This is a genomic window from Escherichia sp. KTE52, assembly GCF_000408325.1.
Taxonomy (GTDB): domain Bacteria; phylum Pseudomonadota; class Gammaproteobacteria; order Enterobacterales; family Enterobacteriaceae; genus Escherichia; species Escherichia marmotae.
The window spans coordinates 1,699,252-1,717,018 of record NZ_KE138680.1; the positions used below are offsets into that span (position 1 = coordinate 1,699,252).

The 17,767-nt window shown below is 50.5% G+C and carries 17 protein-coding genes; 5 read left to right on the top strand and 12 right to left on the bottom strand.

The window, feature by feature from the left end:
- Window positions 1-291: 291 nt before the first annotated feature.
- The 3 genes from treC to treR all read right to left on the bottom strand — a co-directional run bounded on the left by treC (window position 292) and on the right by treR (window position 4,484).
- Window positions 292-1,947 (bottom strand): alpha,alpha-phosphotrehalase, encoded by a 1,656-nt coding sequence (gene treC / locus A1SC_RS03725; protein ID WP_016262818.1) that lies wholly within the window; start codon window positions 1,945-1,947, stop codon window positions 292-294.
- Between the two features lie 49 nt (window positions 1,948-1,996).
- On the bottom strand, window positions 1,997-3,415 hold the full coding sequence (gene treB / locus A1SC_RS03720) for a PTS trehalose transporter subunit IIBC (protein WP_000049038.1): 1,419 nt from the start codon (window positions 3,413-3,415) through the stop codon (window positions 1,997-1,999).
- A gap of 121 nt (window positions 3,416-3,536) precedes the next feature.
- The gene (gene treR / locus A1SC_RS03715) at window positions 3,537-4,484 is read right to left on the bottom strand and encodes a trehalose operon repressor TreR (RefSeq protein WP_001181341.1); all 948 of its coding nucleotides are present in this window, start codon (window positions 4,482-4,484) and stop codon (window positions 3,537-3,539) included.
- A gap of 173 nt (window positions 4,485-4,657) precedes the next feature.
- On the opposite strand from treR, the gene mgtL reads away from it, so the two are divergent.
- A complete protein-coding gene (gene mgtL, locus A1SC_RS25275) occupies window positions 4,658-4,711 on the top strand; it encodes a mgtA regulatory leader peptide MgtL (RefSeq protein ID WP_001387276.1) in 54 nt (17 codons plus the stop codon).
- 142 nt (window positions 4,712-4,853) lie between these two features.
- Complete coding sequence (mgtA, locus tag A1SC_RS03710; RefSeq protein WP_016262819.1) at window positions 4,854-7,550, top strand: magnesium-translocating P-type ATPase; 2,697 nt, start codon at window positions 4,854-4,856, stop codon at window positions 7,548-7,550.
- 44 nt (window positions 7,551-7,594) lie between these two features.
- On the opposite strand, the gene A1SC_RS03705 is transcribed toward mgtA, so the two are convergent.
- The 5 genes from A1SC_RS03705 to pyrL all read right to left on the bottom strand — a co-directional run bounded on the left by A1SC_RS03705 (window position 7,595) and on the right by pyrL (window position 10,123).
- Complete coding sequence (locus A1SC_RS03705; RefSeq protein ID WP_001029763.1) at window positions 7,595-8,050, bottom strand: transposase; 456 nt, start codon at window positions 8,048-8,050, stop codon at window positions 7,595-7,597.
- A 66-nt stretch (window positions 8,051-8,116) separates the two neighbouring features.
- Entirely contained in the window at window positions 8,117-8,503 is a 387-nt protein-coding gene (locus A1SC_RS03700) for an enamine/imine deaminase (protein WP_000047542.1), read from the bottom strand.
- Window positions 8,504-8,575: 72 nt separating this feature from the next.
- Entirely contained in the window at window positions 8,576-9,037 is a 462-nt protein-coding gene (gene pyrI, locus A1SC_RS03695) for an aspartate carbamoyltransferase regulatory subunit (protein WP_000148581.1), read from the bottom strand.
- A 12-nt stretch (window positions 9,038-9,049) separates the two neighbouring features.
- On the bottom strand, window positions 9,050-9,985 hold the full coding sequence (gene pyrB / locus A1SC_RS03690) for an aspartate carbamoyltransferase (protein ID WP_000013036.1): 936 nt from the start codon (window positions 9,983-9,985) through the stop codon (window positions 9,050-9,052).
- A gap of 3 nt (window positions 9,986-9,988) precedes the next feature.
- The gene (gene pyrL, locus A1SC_RS0122385) at window positions 9,989-10,123 is read right to left on the bottom strand and encodes a pyr operon leader peptide (RefSeq protein ID WP_032141493.1); all 135 of its coding nucleotides are present in this window, start codon (window positions 10,121-10,123) and stop codon (window positions 9,989-9,991) included.
- Between the two features lie 262 nt (window positions 10,124-10,385).
- On the opposite strand from pyrL, the gene tabA reads away from it, so the two are divergent.
- Window positions 10,386-10,838 (top strand): toxin-antitoxin biofilm protein TabA, encoded by a 453-nt coding sequence (gene tabA / locus A1SC_RS03685; RefSeq protein WP_000583473.1) that lies wholly within the window; start codon window positions 10,386-10,388, stop codon window positions 10,836-10,838.
- 45 nt (window positions 10,839-10,883) lie between these two features.
- On the opposite strand, the gene argF is transcribed toward tabA, so the two are convergent.
- Window positions 10,884-11,888, bottom strand: coding sequence for an ornithine carbamoyltransferase (argF, locus tag A1SC_RS03680; protein ID WP_016262820.1), 1,005 nt, complete (start codon window positions 11,886-11,888; stop codon window positions 10,884-10,886).
- Between the two features lie 160 nt (window positions 11,889-12,048).
- Between argF and rraB the strand changes: the two genes are divergently transcribed.
- Entirely contained in the window at window positions 12,049-12,465 is a 417-nt protein-coding gene (gene rraB, locus A1SC_RS03675) for a ribonuclease E inhibitor RraB (protein WP_000002962.1), read from the top strand.
- 45 nt (window positions 12,466-12,510) lie between these two features.
- On the opposite strand, the gene A1SC_RS03670 is transcribed toward rraB, so the two are convergent.
- Window positions 12,511-13,014, bottom strand: a complete 504-nt coding sequence (locus A1SC_RS03670; protein WP_001468314.1) for a GNAT family N-acetyltransferase — start codon at window positions 13,012-13,014, stop codon at window positions 12,511-12,513.
- 192 nt (window positions 13,015-13,206) lie between these two features.
- Between A1SC_RS03670 and A1SC_RS03665 the strand changes: the two genes are divergently transcribed.
- Window positions 13,207-14,394, top strand: a complete 1,188-nt coding sequence (locus A1SC_RS03665; RefSeq protein WP_001014712.1) for a YjgN family protein — start codon at window positions 13,207-13,209, stop codon at window positions 14,392-14,394.
- Between the two features lie 46 nt (window positions 14,395-14,440).
- On the opposite strand, the gene valS is transcribed toward A1SC_RS03665, so the two are convergent.
- Window positions 14,441-17,296, bottom strand: coding sequence for a valine--tRNA ligase (gene valS / locus A1SC_RS03660; protein WP_001517658.1), 2,856 nt, complete (start codon window positions 17,294-17,296; stop codon window positions 14,441-14,443).
- Window positions 17,296-17,739, bottom strand: coding sequence for a DNA polymerase III subunit chi (holC, locus tag A1SC_RS03655; protein ID WP_000786399.1), 444 nt, complete (start codon window positions 17,737-17,739; stop codon window positions 17,296-17,298). The genes valS and holC overlap by 1 nt, the downstream gene beginning before the upstream one ends.
- Between the last annotated feature and the right edge of the window lie 28 nt (window positions 17,740-17,767).

Below are 17,767 nucleotides of genomic sequence, written 5' to 3' on the forward strand. Positions count from 1 at the left end.
GCCTTATCCACAATTATGTCGGCTTAGTTGGTGTGTATCTTGATGCAAGTATAGTCGACGGATACAACATATTGGGTTGCGATGCATTTTAAAGTCTATATATAGTGCTTTGCATTAAGGATGTTTGAGCTTTTTTTGATTTAGCTCAAAGTAAAAAGCAGAGTGTACGGATGACGGGCGCTACAGCGATGTGTAAATTTTTAATAATTTTCTGTTTAAAAAACCAACAAAAACAATGTGCTGCCATGTAAGGCCCCGAAAATGCTCGCTTTACCGGGGCCAGGAGAAGAATTATCTCTGCAACCACCAGGCAGCCTCAAAAGGCCGTAATGTCATGGCTCCCGGTTGAGAGGAGGCTTCTTCATAGTTGTGCATTAACAGTTGCCAGTCGCCGCGGATTTGCCCTGGCTGCCAGGGTTGTATGTCGCGGCTAAGGTTGGCAATCACCAATAAGGTTTGCCCCTGCCATTCGCGGCGATAGCACCACAACGCAGGGCTGTTTGGCAGCAGATCCTGGTAATCGCCCCATGTCAGAATGGGTTCTTGTTTACGCAGCGCGATTAATTTCTGATAGGTGTAAAACACCGAAGATTCATCGGCCAGCGCGGCTTCCACGTTGATTTCCCGATAGTTATCACACACGGCAATCCACGGTTCGGCGGTAGTAAACCCGGCGTTATCGCCGTTGTTCCATTGCATTGGCGTGCGGCTGTTATCGCGGGACTTGCTGGCGAGGATCGCCAATAACTCTTCGGCGTCACACCCGCAGTTGCGCAGTTCGGCAAACATGTTGAGGCTTTCCACGTCGCGGTAATCGGTAATGCGTGTGAAATGCGGATTGGTCATGCCAATCTCTTCCCCCTGGTAAATATAAGGCGTTCCCTGCATACCATGCAGCACCATCGCCAGCATTTTTGCCGCAGACTCTCGGTAGTCACCTTCATCGCCAAAGCGAGAAACAATGCGCGGCTGATCGTGGTTACACCAGAACAAAGCATTCCACGCGACGTTATGCATTCCCTGTTGCCAGTGGCGGAACAATGTTTTTAACGCTACAAAGTCAGGTTTAGCTAGCGTCCATTTTTCACCGCCGGGATAATCGACCTTCAGGTGATGAAAATTAAAGGTCATCGACAATTCACTGCCTGTCAGCGCCGCGTATCGCTGGCAATGTTCAAGGCTGGTGGAGGACATTTCACCTACGGTCATCAACCCGCGTGGTGTAAAGACATCACGGTTCATCTCGTGCAAAAACTCATGGACTCGTGGCCCGTCGGTGTAGAAGCGACGCCCGTCGCCATCCAGATCGTCAGGGAAGCGCGGGTCTTTGGAGATCAGATTCACCACATCCAGACGCAGCCCGTCTACCCCGCGATCGGCCCAGAACTCACAGACTTTTTTCAGTTCTGTGCGTACTGCTGGGTTTTCCCAGTTGAGATCGGCCTGTTCTGGTGCAAACAGATGCAAATAATACTGTTCGCTTTCTGCGTGCCAGCGCCAGGCATTGCCGCCGAATTTAGAACGCCAGTTATTTGGTGGTATTCCTGGTTCGCCGTCACGCCAGATATAAAACTGACGATAAGGGCTTTCTTTGTTCAGCGCCTCGCGAAACCAGGCGTGTTGGGTAGAAGTATGGTTAAACACCATATCAAGAATAATGCGAATACCGCGCGATTTCGCCTGCGCCACCAGTTCGTCAAAATCATCCAGCGTGCCATACGTGGGATCAATCGCCGTATAGTTCGCCACGTCGTAACCGTTATCGACCTGGGGAGAGACATAAAAGGGGGTCAACCAGATAGCATCGACCCCCAGTTTTTGTAGATAGTCGAGGCGCAGGGTGACTCCGCGCAGATCGCCGGTGCCGCTGCCGGTGGTGTCCTGAAAACTCTTTGGATAAATCTGGTAGATAACGCCGTTTTGCCACCAGTGGGGAAGATTAGTCATTAGGTTATTCCTGCAAATGCGAGGGGGCGCAAGTGCGCCCCGAAGAAAATTAAACAATTTCAAGCGTACCCAGGCGATATTTCCGCTGGTAGATAAACGAGGTGAGTACAATCGGAATGATGATGGCGATAGCCATTGCCAGCGCAAACACCTGCCAGTAGCTCGGCTGAATAGAGAGAATGCCCGGCAGACCGCCAACACCGATGCCGTTCGCCATGACGCCGTTCAGGCCGCATAACAATCCCGCCACACCAGAACCAATCATCGCGCACAGCATCGGGAAGCGATATTTCAGGTTGATGCCGTACATTGCCGGCTCTGTGACCCCAAGCCAGGCGGAGATCGCGGCAGGCACGGAGATCTCGCGTTCATTGTGCTTGCGGCTGGAAATGATAATACCTATCACGGCGGAGCCCTGAGCGATATTCGACAGTGCAATCAGCGGCCACACTGGCGTGCCACCCATGCTTTGAATCATCTGCAAATCAATAGCAAGCGTGGTCTGGTGTACGCCGGTGATCACCAACGGGGCGTACAGGAAGCCAAACAATGCCGCACCAATCGGCGCAAAGCTGCCGGTCATCAGGTGGCGTACCGCAAAGGCAACGCCATCGCCAATCATGCGGCCAAAGGGACCAATAAGTGCATGGGCAAGGAACACCGCGAGGATCAACGAACAGACCGGCACAACCACCAGATAGAGGTAATCTGGCACGATGCGCTTAAGGCGGGTTTCAATAACGCCAAGCGCCAGCCCGGCCAGCAGTGCCGGGATCACCTGTGCCTGATAGCCCACTTTAGCGATGCTGAACATGCCAAAGTCCCATACTTCTGGCACCTGCTGCCCGAGCAGATAGGCGTTCATCAATTGTGGAGAAACCAGCGTCACGCCAAGTACGATACCGAGAATCGGTGTGCCACCCATCTTTTTCACCGCTGACCAGCAGATTCCGACTGGCAGGTAGAAGAAGATCGCTTCACCGATCAACCACAAAAAATCGTAGATCGTTTTTAGAGAAGGGTACATTTGCGCCAGCGTCTGCCCGTTGCTCATGGGTAGATCGCCAATCACATTGCGAAAACCGAGGATCAAACCACCACTAATTAGCGCCGGTAGCAACGGGAAGAAGATCTCTGCGAAATGGGAGATCAACTGTTCATGCCATTTCATATTTTGCCGTGCAGCTTTTTTCACCTGCTCTTTATCGACCTGCGCCTGACCAGTCCTCGCCAACAGCGCTTTATAGTAATCGCCAACGTTGGTGCCAATGACCACCTGAAATTGCCCGGCATTGGTGAAGCAGCCTTTCACCATTGGTAATTGTTCAATTTCTTTCGGTCTGGCATTGGTCGGTTGGTTGAGGACAAAGCGCAGGCGTGTAATACAGTGGCTCACCGTCGCGATATTGTCGCGCCCGCCGACCAGTTCAATCAACTGGTCGATATCCGTTTGGTTCACTTTGCTCATCGTAAAGCCCCGTGGCAGATGACATATTTGGTTGATGGCAGAATATCGTGGGAAGAGAATATTAAAAATGGGAACGTTCCCGAAACGCAGCGAAGATCACAAATTATCGTTCAGTCAACGATCAGGAAAGGGTGGCGGGGATGACGATTTGTTGGGGTTCGCTGCGTCCGGTTACCTGCTCGATCAACTGGCAGGCCGCCTGGCGTCCGGCTTCAGCGTAGCCGGGATCAACGGTGACGATCTCCGGATGGAGGAACTTCATCAACGGCGTATTACCAACACTCGCCAACTGTAGAGTGTCAATGCGTTTCTCTTGCAGGTATTTACTTGCGCCAAGTGCCAGCGTGTCGGTTGCGCACAGCAACGCGGTGGTTTCAGGCGTAATCACTTTTTCCACGTTATCGTAGCCTTGCTTCATGGCAAGGCCCGGCAGAGCGGCGACGGGATGCAGTTTATGCGCTTTGCAAAATGCCAGATAGGCCTCATGGCGTCGCTTACCGGTAGTGACGTCACTGTGTGGCACGCCGAGATAGCTGATATTGCGGTGCCCCTGGTCATACAGTCGCTGCATCAGGATTTTGATCGCCCCTTCGTCGTCATAACAGACTGAAGCAAAGCCTTTTGCGTCACGTGCCATCAGCACCAGTGATGACTGCCAGTGGGCTAACATCTCTTCCGTTATGCCGGTAAAACCAAACAGCACCACGCCGTCAATATTACGACGTTTCAGAACGCCCAGATGCTCTGCGACCAATTGTGGTGAAAACTGGCTTTCCATCATGATTGGGTCGTAGCCCTGTTCATAGAATGCAGGCAGCATGGTCTGAACGGCGAGATTTTCTGACAACGAATCCAGACGGGTAACGATAATGGCGACGACTTTATCGCTTTGCCCACGCATGGCGCGTGCGGAGCGGGAAGGGGAAAATCCATGCTGATTCATCACTGCTTCCACGCGCTCACGTGTGCGCTGACTCACGCCGCTTTCGTTATTCAGCACCCGGGAAACCGTGGATTTCCCCACGCCGCTTAAGCGCGCGATGTCTTTGATGGTCAGCCGATTTTGCATCCTGTTGCCCCGTAACTTGCGGTTTAATTATTTGAGCCTAACTTTACCTGTGCATACCGCAATGGGCAAAGTCTGGTTTATCGTTGGTTTAGTTGTCTGCAGGTATTATATCGGCATAAACGCTACCAATATTATTGGATTCCTGGCGCTATTTTTCACTTACCGGAGGTTATATGGAACCTGATCCCACGCCTCTCCCTCGACGGAGATTAAAACTTTTCCGGTAAGCCTGTCTTTTCACGGCGTTACCGGATGCGTAAAGCCGTGACGTTTTAACGTCCCAGCTCATTTTTATTACCTTCAGGTAAGGCTTTGCAACGCCTGAAGATATTTTCTGCACCATGCTTACAGGGTGCGGAGGGACTTCCTATGTTTAAAGAAATTTTTACCCGGCTCATTCGCCATTTACCTTCTCGTCTGGTTCATCGCGATCCTTTGCCTGGCGCGCAACAGACAGCGAATATTCCGATCCCCCCTTCCTTAAGTGCGCATTGCCTGAAAATGGCGGTAATGCCAGAAGAGGAATTATGGAAAACCTTCGACACCCATCCGGAAGGGTTAAATCAGGCGGAAGTGGAATTAGCCCGCGAACAACATGGTGAAAATAAATTACCTGCGCAACAACCGTCTCCGTGGTGGGTACATTTGTGGGTCTGTTATCGCAACCCCTTTAATATATTGCTCACCATTCTCGGCGGTATTTCTTATGCCACGGAGGATTTATTTGCTGCAGGTGTGATCGCGTTAATGGTGGCTATTTCCACGCTGCTGAACTTTATTCAGGAAGCGCGTTCCACTAAAGCGGCAGATGCCCTGAAAGCGATGGTCAGCAATACCGCGACGGTGCTGCGTGTAATTAACGACAAAGGGGAAAATGGCTGGCTGGAGATCCCAATCGACCAGTTAGTGCCTGGCGATATTATTAAACTGGCGGCGGGGGATATGATCCCGGCCGATTTACGTATTTTGCAGGCGCGCGATCTGTTCATCGCTCAGGCGTCATTAACCGGTGAGTCTCTGCCTGTTGAAAAAGCAACAACTACCCGCCAGTCAGAGCACTGTAATCCGCTGGAGTGCGACACTTTGTGTTTTATGGGCACCACCGTGGTGAGCGGCACGGCACAAGCAATGGTGATTGCTACAGGCGCTAATACCTGGTTTGGTCAACTGGCGGGGCGTGTCAGCGAGCAGGAAAACGAGCCGAACGCCTTTCAACAAGGGATCAGCCGCGTCAGCATATTATTGATTCGCTTTATGCTGGTGATGACGCCGGTGGTGCTGCTCATCAACGGTTACACCAAAGGTGACTGGTGGGAAGCAGCGCTGTTCGCGCTTTCGGTTGCGGTAGGCTTAACGCCGGAAATGTTGCCGATGATTGTCACTTCGACGCTGGCACGTGGCGCAGTCAAGCTGTCGAAACAGAAAGTGATCGTCAAACATCTGGATGCCATTCAGAACTTTGGCGCTATGGATATTCTGTGCACTGATAAAACAGGCACCCTGACGCAAGATAAAATTGTGCTGGAGAATCATACCGATATCTCCGGTAAAACCAGCGAGCGGGTGCTACATAGTGCGTGGTTGAACAGCCATTACCAGACCGGGCTTAAAAACCTGCTCGATACGGCGGTGCTGGAAGGCATCGATGAAGAGTCTGCCCGTCTGTTGGCCAGTCGTTGGCAGAAAGTGGATGAAATTCCGTTCGATTTCGAGCGCCGCCGGATGTCGGTAGTAGTGGCAGAAAATGCCGAACACCATCAACTGGTCTGCAAAGGCGCATTGCAGGAGATCCTCAATGTGTGTTCGCAAGTGCGTCACAATGGCGAGATTGTCCCGCTTGATGACACCATGTTACGCAAGATTAAACGGGTTACTGATACGCTGAACCGTCAGGGGCTGCGCGTGGTTGCGGTGGCGACGAAATACCAGCCAGCGCGTGAAGGAGATTACCAGCGAATTGATGAATCCGATCTGATCCTCGAAGGATATATCGCTTTTCTTGATCCGCCAAAAGAGACAACGGCTCCGGCTCTGCGGGCGTTAAAAGCCAGTGGAATTACCGTGAAGATCCTTACTGGCGACAGTGAGTTAGTGGCGGCGAAAGTGTGCCATGAAGTGGGGCTGGACGCGGGAGAAGTGGTTACTGGTAGTGATATTGAAACGCTAACTGACGACGAATTGGCAAATCTCGCGCAACGTACCACGCTGTTCGCGCGCCTGACGCCGATGCATAAAGAACGCATTGTGACCTTACTGAAGCGTGAAGGGCATGTGGTTGGCTTTATGGGCGATGGAATAAATGATGCGCCCGCCTTACGCGCTGCGGATATTGGAATTTCCGTGGACGGCGCGGTAGATATTGCTCGTGAAGCGGCTGATATCATCCTGCTGGAAAAAAGCCTGATGGTGCTGGAAGAGGGGGTTATTGAGGGACGTCGCACTTTCGCCAACATGCTGAAATACATCAAAATGACGGCGAGTTCTAACTTCGGTAATGTGTTCAGCGTGCTGGTGGCGAGTGCTTTCTTGCCTTTCCTGCCGATGTTGCCGTTACACTTGCTTATTCAGAACCTGCTGTACGATGTGTCACAGGTGGCTATCCCGTTTGATAACGTCGACGACGAGCAAATTCAAAAGCCGCAGCGCTGGAATCCGGCGGATCTGGGGCGCTTTATGATCTTCTTCGGACCGATCAGTTCGATCTTCGATATTCTGACGTTTTGCCTGATGTGGTGGGTATTCCATGCCAACACACCGGAAACGCAAACGCTGTTCCAGTCGGGCTGGTTTGTGGTGGGGTTACTGTCGCAAACGCTGATTGTACATATGATCCGCACCCGCCGTGTGCCGTTTATTCAGAGCCGCGCATCGTGGCCGTTAATGATCATGACCGTGATCGTGATGGTTGTGGGGATCGCGTTGCCGTTCTCGCCGCTGGCCAGTTATCTGCAACTGCAGGCGTTGCCGTTAAGCTATTTCCCGTGGCTAATTGCGATTCTGGCAGGGTATATGACATTAACGCAACTGGTGAAAGGGTTCTATAGCCGTCGTTACGGCTGGCAGTAAGTCAGTGATGAGACTGACCTGAAATATTCTTTCAGGTCAGTCACCTACGAAAAAATCTGCACAAAAAAATAGATTACTGCAAAAATAAAAAAACAAATAAACGTCCAGCTCAAATTATAAAGGGCGCTATAGCTTTTATTTACCGAACGAGAGAGACAGATGTCTTCTTTTTTAATGTGTCTGGAGGAGATGTTGCGATACAGGCGGATATAATAAACACAATAAAGTAATAAAGGCGGTATTACCCATCCACCTGTAGGCTTGCCAAATATAAGCGTGAGTATAATGGAGACAGCAAAGAAAAGCAGAAAGACGATTTGCGCTTTGGATTCTATTTTTTTTAATTCACTTCTTACGCCTTCTGCGTGCTGTTCTTGCCAGCGCCGCAGCGTACTAACACTAAATTGATAGTGTTCACATAAATCCTTATTAGGTGCACCCTTTTTTGACTGCTGTAAAATTTCAGCAATTTGTTCATCAGTGAAACGGGCTTTAGCCATCTTCAACCCTCCGTGGTTGAATCAGATAATCCAGGCGCGAAACCTGGATTATCTTTTTGAAAGAGATTAGCGACGAACAGCGATCGCTTCGATCTCAATCTTCACGTCTTTCGGCAGACGGGCAACTTCAACGCAAGAACGTGCCGGGAAGGTGGCATTGTGCTCGGTGAAGAACGCTTCGTAAGTGGCATTTACGGTTGCGAAGTCGTTCAGATCTTTCACAAAAACGGTGGTTTTAACGATATCGCCCACTTTCAGGCCAGCCGCTTCCACGATCGCTTTTACGTTATCCAGAGACTGACGCGCCTGTGCGGCTACGTCTGCCGGAACTTCGCCCGTTTTCGGGTTTACCGGGATCTGACCGGAGGTGATGATCATACTGCCCAGATCAACGCCCTGAACATACGGACCGATAGCTGCGGGTGCATTTTCCGTCGCGATAGTTTTGCTCATGATTTCTCCTTTATTACAGCGGTAAAAAGTCTGGCTCATTATAGGGAGCCAGACTTTTATTACCAACCGCAATTAATTGGCCAGCACCACATTATGGGAAAACTCTTTTTCGCAGTATTTGCATTTGAGCGCGATATCATTGGCGCGTTTTCTCACTGCAAAGCTGGAAGAAACCGGTTCGGCATGGCTGATACAGTTGCTGTTCGGGCAGACCAGCACATTGTCGATGCGCTCCGGCAGGCTGGGGCGCGATTTGCCAACCACTTCATAGTTGTCGATACGGTTTACCGTGGCTTGCGGTGCATACAATGCCAGTTGGTCTACCTGATCTTCACTCAAAAAGGTATTTTCTATTTTGATCAGATCCTTGCGCCCCATCTCGCCAGAAGGCAGGTTCAGACCAATGGTGATGCGCTGATCCGTTTCGGTCAGCTTGAACAGACTCAACAGCTTAAAACCGATCTGGGCGGGGATATGGTCAATTACCGTGCCGCGTTTAATAGCTTCAACCTGCAATTTATTATCGTGTGTCATCTCTATTTCCCCTTACAGTACCAGATCGCGATTCAGAACCAGTGCCAGTAACGCCTGGCGAGCGAAAATTCCGTTACCTGCCTGCTGGAAGTACCAGGCGTGCGGCGTTTTATCAACATCTGTCGCAATCTCATCAACGCGCGGCAGCGGATGCAGCACTTTCATATTGGCTTTGGCGTTGTGGAGATCGCTGGCGCGCAGGACAAACTGCGCTTTCACGTTGGCGTATTCAGACGGATCCAGGCGCTCTTTTTGCACGCGGGTCATATACAGAATATCCACTTCCGCCATCACTTCTTCGATGGCGCTATGCAGACTCCAGGCGATACCTTTTTCATCGAGCATATCCAGAATGTATTGCGGCATTGCCAACGCATCCGGGGCGATGAAGTAAAAACGGTTGCCGTCGAATTTTGCCAGCGCCTGGGTCAGAGAGTGCACGGTACGGCCATATTTCAGGTCACCGACCATTGCGACGTGGAGATTGTCCAGACGCCCCTGAGTTTCCTTAATCGTGAACAGATCCAGCAAGGTTTGCGTCGGATGTTGGTTGGAACCATCACCGGCATTCAGTACCGGTACATTGCCGGAAAACTCGGTGGCCAGGCGTGCCGCACCTTCCTGCGGGTGGCGCATCACAATCGCATCGACATAGGTACTAATAACCGAAATGGTATCGGCCAGCGTTTCCCCTTTTTTACCCAATGACGTGTTGGCGCTGTCGGAGAATCCCACCACGCTGGCACCCAGGCGGTGCATCGAGGTTTCGAAAGAGAGGCGGGTGCGGGTTGATGCTTCGAAGAAGCAACTGGCAATCACTTTATGTTTCAACAACTCTGGTTGCGGGTTTGCTTTCAGTTTCGCCGCTGTCGCCAGCACCAGATTAAGGTCATCGCGACTAAGGTCGTTTATGGAAATGATATGTTTTTGATATAGCGGATTAGCCATCTTTTATCTCCTGACGCCTGGGCAAAAAAAAGCCCCTCGATTGAGGGGCTGGGAATAGGTGATCAACGGGAAGAAAAACGGCAGGCCAGCGTCTTTTTTCAGACGCGGTAAGACAAAATGTCGAACACACTGAACCATACATCCTCCCGGCAAATTGTCCGGCATTATACTCAGCCAGAAAGTGGGATCAAGCGATTAATGCAAAAAATTCCCCAGGTAAACGATTGTTGTGAATTTATATGCTTTAAATTTGAATTTATAACATAAGGTGGGATGGCGCGGGAACGGGCAGGAAAATATGCGCTGGCGCAATCAGGCGGCAAAAAATACTGGTATGGCTATAAGGAATTACGTATAACAAAAGAAATGAAACGATGTTTTAATTGAGGAAAGGAAAGAAATGATCATCGGAAATATTCATAATCTCCAGCAATGGTTGCCGGAAGAGTTACGCCAGGCTATTGAGCATATTAAAGCGCACGTTACGGCAGAAACCCCAAAGGGTAAGCACGATATCGAAGGCAACCGTCTGTTTTATCTTATCTCTGAAGATATGACCGAGCCGTATGAAGCGCGTCGCGCAGAGTATCATGCTCGCTATCTCGACATTCAAATTGTGTTAAAAGGGCAGGAGGGCATGACCTTTAGCACGCAACCTGCGGGTACACCGGATACTGACTGGTTAGCAGATAAAGACATCGCTTTTTTGCCGGAAGGCGTTGAAGAGAAGACCGTCATCCTCAATGAAGGGGACTTTGTCGTGTTCTATCCGGGTGAAGTGCACAAGCCACTGTGCGCAGTGGGCGAGCCAGCCAGGGTTCGCAAAGCGGTTGTGAAGATGCAGATGGTATAAGCGGATTATACCGGTGGCGACGTTACGCCGCCTCCGGTACTGGTGTTATTTGGCAAGCGTCGCGACCATCACTGCTTTGATGGTATGCATACGGTTTTCCGCCTGATCAAAAACAATGCTGGCGGCAGATTCGAAGACCTCATCCGTCACTTCCATCCCACCATGCAGGCCAAATTCTTCTGCCATTTTTTTGCCAAGCGTGGTTTGATCGTCATGAAATGCGGGCAGACAGTGCAGGAATTTGACTTCGGGATTACCCGTCAACTGCATCATTTTGCTGTTGACCTGATAATCACGCAGCAGTGCAATACGTTCTGCCCATTTCTCTTTCGCTTCCCCCATCGACACCCACACATCGGTATAGATAAAGTCTGCGCCTTTAACGCCTGCCGCGATATCTTCTGTCAGCGTAATATTCCCGCCGTTCTGTTGTGCCAGCGCGCGACATTCCGCAACCAGCGAGGCTTCCGGCCAGCACGCCTGCGGTGCCACCAGGCGTAAATCCAGGCCAGTCAGCGCAGCAGCTTCCAGCATCGAATTGCCCATGTTGTTGCGGGCATCTCCGGCGTAGACCAGCGTCATTTCATTGAACGCTTTACCCGGTAAATATTCTTGCATGGTCAGCAGATCTGCCAGCAACTGCGTTGGATGGAATTCATTGGTCAGCCCGTTCCAGACCGGCACGCCAGCGTATTCTGCCAGCGTTTCGACGATCTCCTGACCATAGCCGCGATACTGAATACCGTCATACATGTGTCCAAGCACGCGGGCAGTATCTTTAATCGACTCTTTATGACCAATCTGGCTGCCGCTGGAGCCGAGATAAGTGACGCGAGCGCCCTGGTCATATGCGGCAACTTCGAAAGAGCATCGGGTACGTGTCGAGTCTTTTTCGAAGATGAGCGCGATGTTTTTACCCGTGAGTCTGGCTTCTTCAGTACCGTTTTTCTTATCGGCTTTCAGCTTCGCGGCTAACTGAAGCAGGCTGTTGATTTCAGCGGGTGTGAAATCGAGTAATTTCAGGAAATGCTTATGATAAAACCCGGACATAGATCCCTCCTGTGGCTAATGCCTAATGAATTAAAATTCAATTTATATGTATGAATATTCATTTGCAAGCCTGAGGCATAAATCTTTATCACAAAGGTGGAGGCAATGTCAGTGGTGTGTGACAATAAGAGTATCGGCAGGACATTAAGAGGAATAAGCCATGGCAAACCCGGAACAACTGGAAGAACAGCGTGAAGAAACGCGTTTGATTATTGAAGAATTACTGGAAGATGGTAGCGATCCAGACGCGCTGTACACCATCGAGCATCACCTTTCCGCAGACGATCTGGAAACCCTGGAAAAAGCGGCGGTTGAAGCATTTAAACTCGGCTATGAAGTGACCGATCCAGAAGAGCTGGAAGTTGAAGAGGGTGATATCGTGATTTGCTGTGACATCATCAGCGAATGCGCGTTGAATGCCGATCTGATCGATGCTCAGGTTGAGCAATTGATGAACCTGGCAGAGAAATTCGACGTTGAATACGACGGTTGGGGGACTTACTTTGAAGATCCTAACGGTGAAGAAGGCGACGATGAAGATTTTGTCGACGAAGATGATGACGGTGTTCGCCATTAATTAATTGATTAAAATGCCCGATAGCACACACTAGCGGGCATTTTTTTACAGTTCGCGCAGCATCCGCACTTCACAATCGACATGGCCCGTGCAGCCAAGCGCATAGTCGATATGTTGAAAACCTAAATGTTCATACAAACCAATCGCTTCTTTCAAAAAAGCGGTTGTTTCCAGATAGCAGCGTTTGAAGCCCATTTCTCGCGCCTGCTCCATCGCCATTAAGGCCAGTTTTTTTGCCAGCCCTTTGCCGCGAATAGCAGGAAGAAAATACATTTTTTGTAATTCGCAAATGTCTGACTCACTCCCGGTTAATGGTGCAATTCCGCCGCCGCCGACCACTTCGCCGTGGTATTCAACCACCCAATACGCATGGCCAGGCTGACTATACATTTGATACAGCTCGTCGAGATTGGGATCGGCAACGGTATAGCCTTTATCAGCGGTCAGACCGTACTCTGCGGACACCTGGCGGATGACGCTGGCAATAGCAGGATTATCGGTGGCGGTAAGTTTGCGCAAACGGAGCGCGGGAGAAGCGACAACATTCATAGCATAGCTCAATTTCAAATGTATGATTTATAGCTCACTTTAATACCACCCTCGCTTATGCGGTGCAAGAAGAAGATAAATCAGAAAATATTAAGCATATATCTCTTTGAGAAGGCGTATTCTAGGCGTACCAGTATTATTGTACTGGATTTATTATCTGTATGAATGGAATTTATTTTAGGGATATAGTTCATGAATGGTGTAAACGTCGGGAAAGATAATCCTCGTCACGCATTTGTTTTTACAGGCAAGGGTGGTGAGTATTTTCTTATTTGTCTTGTGAATTTTTTACTGACAATTATTACGCTGGGAATATATGGGCCGTGGGCATTAGTGAAATGCCGTCGTTATATTTATCAACATGTGACACTCAAGGGGCAACCATTTAGTTATAAGGGAACAGGTGGTGCCATTTTTGTTAGCATGTTACTTATTATGATCGTTTATTTTTTCAGTATTTTTTGTTTTTCAGGCCAACACTTTGTGCTTGGTTTTTTCCTGTTTGCCCTCTTGATCTGCGGTATTCCTTGCATGGCAGTGAAGAGTCTGCAATATCAGGCGAACATGACCTCACTGAATGGTATTCGCTTTGGCTTTAACTGCTCCATGCTCCGTGCATGGTGGGTGATGTTAGGTCTGCCTGTTCTGTTGGCGTTAGCTTTTTGGTTAGCGCTATACCTTATTGCGCAAGTTATGACATCAATAGGAGGATTAGTCTTTAATTTAGTGGTGTTAAGTTTACTTTCAGCCGTCGGATTGGGTGTTGTCCACGGTATTACCTATAGCAAATGGATGCCGTTGCTGGGTAATAACGCGACCTTTGGCACTCATCAGTTCTCTATTAAGGTAAACGTAAAAGAATGCATTAAAGGATGTATGCTCGCAATATTGACCATGGTTCCTTTCATCATTGTCATTGGTATTATGATTGCGCCAGTATTTCAGCAATTAATGATGATGACTATGTTAGGGCGGGCTGGTGCGGGTAGTGATCTTATATTGCAATATTACCCGCAGATTATGGCTTCCTATTTCCTGTATTTTGTGGCGATTCTTGTTTTTGCCAGTTATCTCTATGCCACGTTACGCGGTCTGTTTCTGAATAATCTGACACTGGCAAATGGAACAATTCATTTCCATTCGTCTGTTACCACCTTCGGTATGCTTCTGCGCATGTTTGCGATATTAATGGGGGCTTCAATCACCTGTGGACTGGCTTATCCCTGGCTGAAAATGTGGATGGTTGGCTGGATTGCCAATAATACCCATGTTCAGGGTGACCTTGATTCGCTGGAATTAACCAATGATGACAAACCGCAGGATAGCGGGCCGTTAATGTGGATATCTCGCGGTATTATGCCGTATGTTCCGTTTATCTAAATAAAAAGGCCGGAGCATGCTCCGGCCTTCGTTTTCACGGTGGGTATTACAGCGCGGCGATAACCGCCTGCTGTTCAATCAGTTTCGCTTTCGCTTCCGCATAACCTTCCAGCTTCTCACGCTCTTTCGCGATAACCGCTTCCGGTGCGCGGGATACAAAGCCTTCGTTCGCCAGCTTGTTCTCGATGCGGCTGATTTCGCCTTCGATCTTCGCCACTTCTTTTGCCAGACGCGCCAGCTCATCTTCTTTATTGATGAGGCCAGCCATCGGGATCAGCAGCTCAGCACCGTCGACGATCTTAGTAACGGAAACCGGACCTTTGTCATCGGCAGGCAGCACAGTGATGCTTTCCAGACGCGCCAGTGTTTGCAGGAAGCCACGGTTTTCATTTACGCGACGCTCTGCATCCGCACTGCAACCACGCAGCAGAAGCTCCAGCGGTTTGCCCGGTGCGATGTTCATTTCCGCGCGGATGTTACGCACCGCAATGATCGCCTGTTTCAGCCACTCGGTGTCAGCCAGCGCCGCTTCATCAACCTGAGACGCATCGTACTGCGGGAACGGTTGCAGCATGATGGTGTCGGCAGTGATGCCGCACAGTACTTTCACACGCTGCCAGATGGTTTCGGTGATGAACGGAATGATCGGATGCGCGAGGCGCAGCAGACCTTCCAGCACGGTCACCAGCGTATGGCGAGTACCACGCAGTTCGGCTTCAGTTCCACCGTTCATTACCGGCTTGGTCAGCTCCAGATACCAGTCGCAGAACTGGTTCCAGGTGAACTCATACAAAATGCCTGCGGCGATATCGAAGCGGAAGCTATCCAGCGCTTCGCGGTACGCTTTGATGGTCTGGTTGAACTCCGCCAGGATCCAGCGGTCTGCCAGTGACAGGGTCATTTCGCCGCCGTTAAAGCCGCAATCCTGACCTTCAGTGTTCATCAGCACAAAGCGGCTGGCGTTCCACAGTTTGTTACAGAAGTTACGGTAACCTTCCAGACGCTTCATATCCCAGTTGATGTCACGACCGGTAGAAGCCAGCGCCGCCAGGGTGAAGCGCAGGGCGTCAGTACCGTGCGGCTCAATACCGTTCGGGAACTGCTTCTCGGTGCGCTTACGGATTTTATCCGCCAGTTGTGGCTGCATCATATTGCCGGTACGTTTTTCCAGCAGTTCTGGCAGCGAAATACCGTCGACCATATCCAGCGGGTCAATCACGTTACCCTTGGATTTGGACATCTTCTGGCCTTCGTCATCACGAATCAGACCGGTCATGTAAACGGTGTGGAACGGCACCTGCGGCTTGCCATTTTCATCTTTGATGAAATGCATGGTCATCATGATCATGCGGGCAATCCAGAAGAAGATGATGTCGAAGCCAGATACCATCACACTGGTCGGGTGGAACTGACGCAGGGCGTCGGTGTTTTCCGGCCAGCCAAGAGTAGAGAAGGTCCACAGCGCAGAGGAGAACCAGGTATCGAGAACGTCTTCGTCCTGACGCAGAGCGACGTCGGCGGCAAGGTTATTTTCCTTGCGCACTTCATCTTCGTTGCGGCCAACATAAACGTTACCCGCGTCGTCGTACCATGCCGGAATGCGGTGACCCCACCACAGTTGACGAGAGATACACCAGTCCTGAATATCACGCATCCAGGAGAAGTACATGTTTTCGTACTGCTTCGGTACGAACTGAATGTCGCCGTTCTCAACCGCTTCAACTGCCGGTTTCGCCAGTACATCGGCACGTACATACCACTGGTCGGTCAGCATCGGTTCGATAACTACGCCGCCACGGTCGCCGTAAGGAACAGTCAGGTCGTGCGGTTTAATCTCTTCCAGCAGGCCGAGGGCATCAACGGCAGCAACGATCGCTTTGCGTGCAGCAAAACGCTCCAGTTTCTGGAATTCTGCCGGGATCTCGCTGGAATAAACGTCAGATTCGTTACCTTTGGTATCGAACACTTGGGCGCTTTCACGGATATCACCGTCAAAGGTCAGGATGTTGATCATCGGCAGAGCGTGGCGTTTACCTACTTCATAGTCGTTAAAGTCGTGCGCCGGAGTGATCTTCACGCAGCCAGTGCCTTTTTCCATGTCGGCGTGTTCGTCGCCAACGATAGGAATACGACGGTTCACCAGCGGAAGAATGACATATTTGCCAATCAGATCTTTGTAACGCGGATCTTCCGGGTTAACAGCGACGCCGGTATCGCCCAGCAGAGTTTCCGGGCGGGTGGTCGCGACGACCAGATAATCTTTACCGTCTGCGGTTTTCGCGCCGTCAGCCAGCGGATAGCGGATGTGCCACATCGAACCTTTCGATTCGCGGTTTTCCACTTCCAGGTCAGAGATAGCGGTGCGCAGTTTCGGGTCCCAGTTGACCAGGCGTTTGCCACGGTAAATCAGGTCTTCTTTATACAGACGAACGAAAACTTCTTTCACCGCATTGGAAAGCCCTTCATCCATAGTGAAGCGCTCACGCTCCCAGTCGACGGAGTTGCCGAGACGACGCATCTGACGAGTAATGGTGCCGCCGGATTCCGCTTTCCATTCCCAGATTTTATCGATGAAGGCTTCGCGGCCATAGTCGTGACGGGTTTTACCTTCTTCTGCGGCAATCTTGCGCTCAACGACCATCTGGGTAGCGATCCCGGCGTGGTCAGTACCGACCTGCCACAGGGTATTTTTACCCTGCATGCGCTGATAGCGGATCATGGTATCCATGATGGTTTGCTGGAAGGCGTGACCCATATGCAAACTGCCGGTGACGTTCGGCGGCGGGATCATGATGCAGAAACTTTCCTGGCTTTCATCGCCATTAGGCTTAAAGTAGCCCTGCTTTTCCCAGTGCTCGTAAAGCGGCTGTTCGATATCTTGTGGGTTGTATGTCTTTTCCATTATTTCCAGGTTGCCGTATTCAGGTTGAAACCAGCCACGCGGTAGGCTTTATAGCGTTCGCGCGCCAGTTGTTTCAGAGAATCTTCATAAGGGACGAAGTCTACCACTTCTGTGAAAGCGGTGGCAAAATCTGCAAAGCTTGTTCGCAGACTAATCAATATATCGCGCGGGCTGCTGCTACGTTTTTGCGGCCAGGCGATCTCCACTGGCGCACCGCCGCGCGGTCCTTCTCCCGCTAAATTGTGCGGAACAAAACTTTCTGCCGGACGCGCCCACAGGGCTTCGTCCAGCCGGTAAGCCTGTTTTTCATCTTCACAGGCGATGAGCACGCGCTTACCGCTGCGCCAACGTTCTGCGGCAATTTCACACACCAGTTGCTCAACGGCGCTTAAGCCATCAACGGTGGTGTCATTGTCCAGAAGGTAGAACGTTGCGTTTTTCATATATGGGGCTTCTTGTGGTGGATTTAAA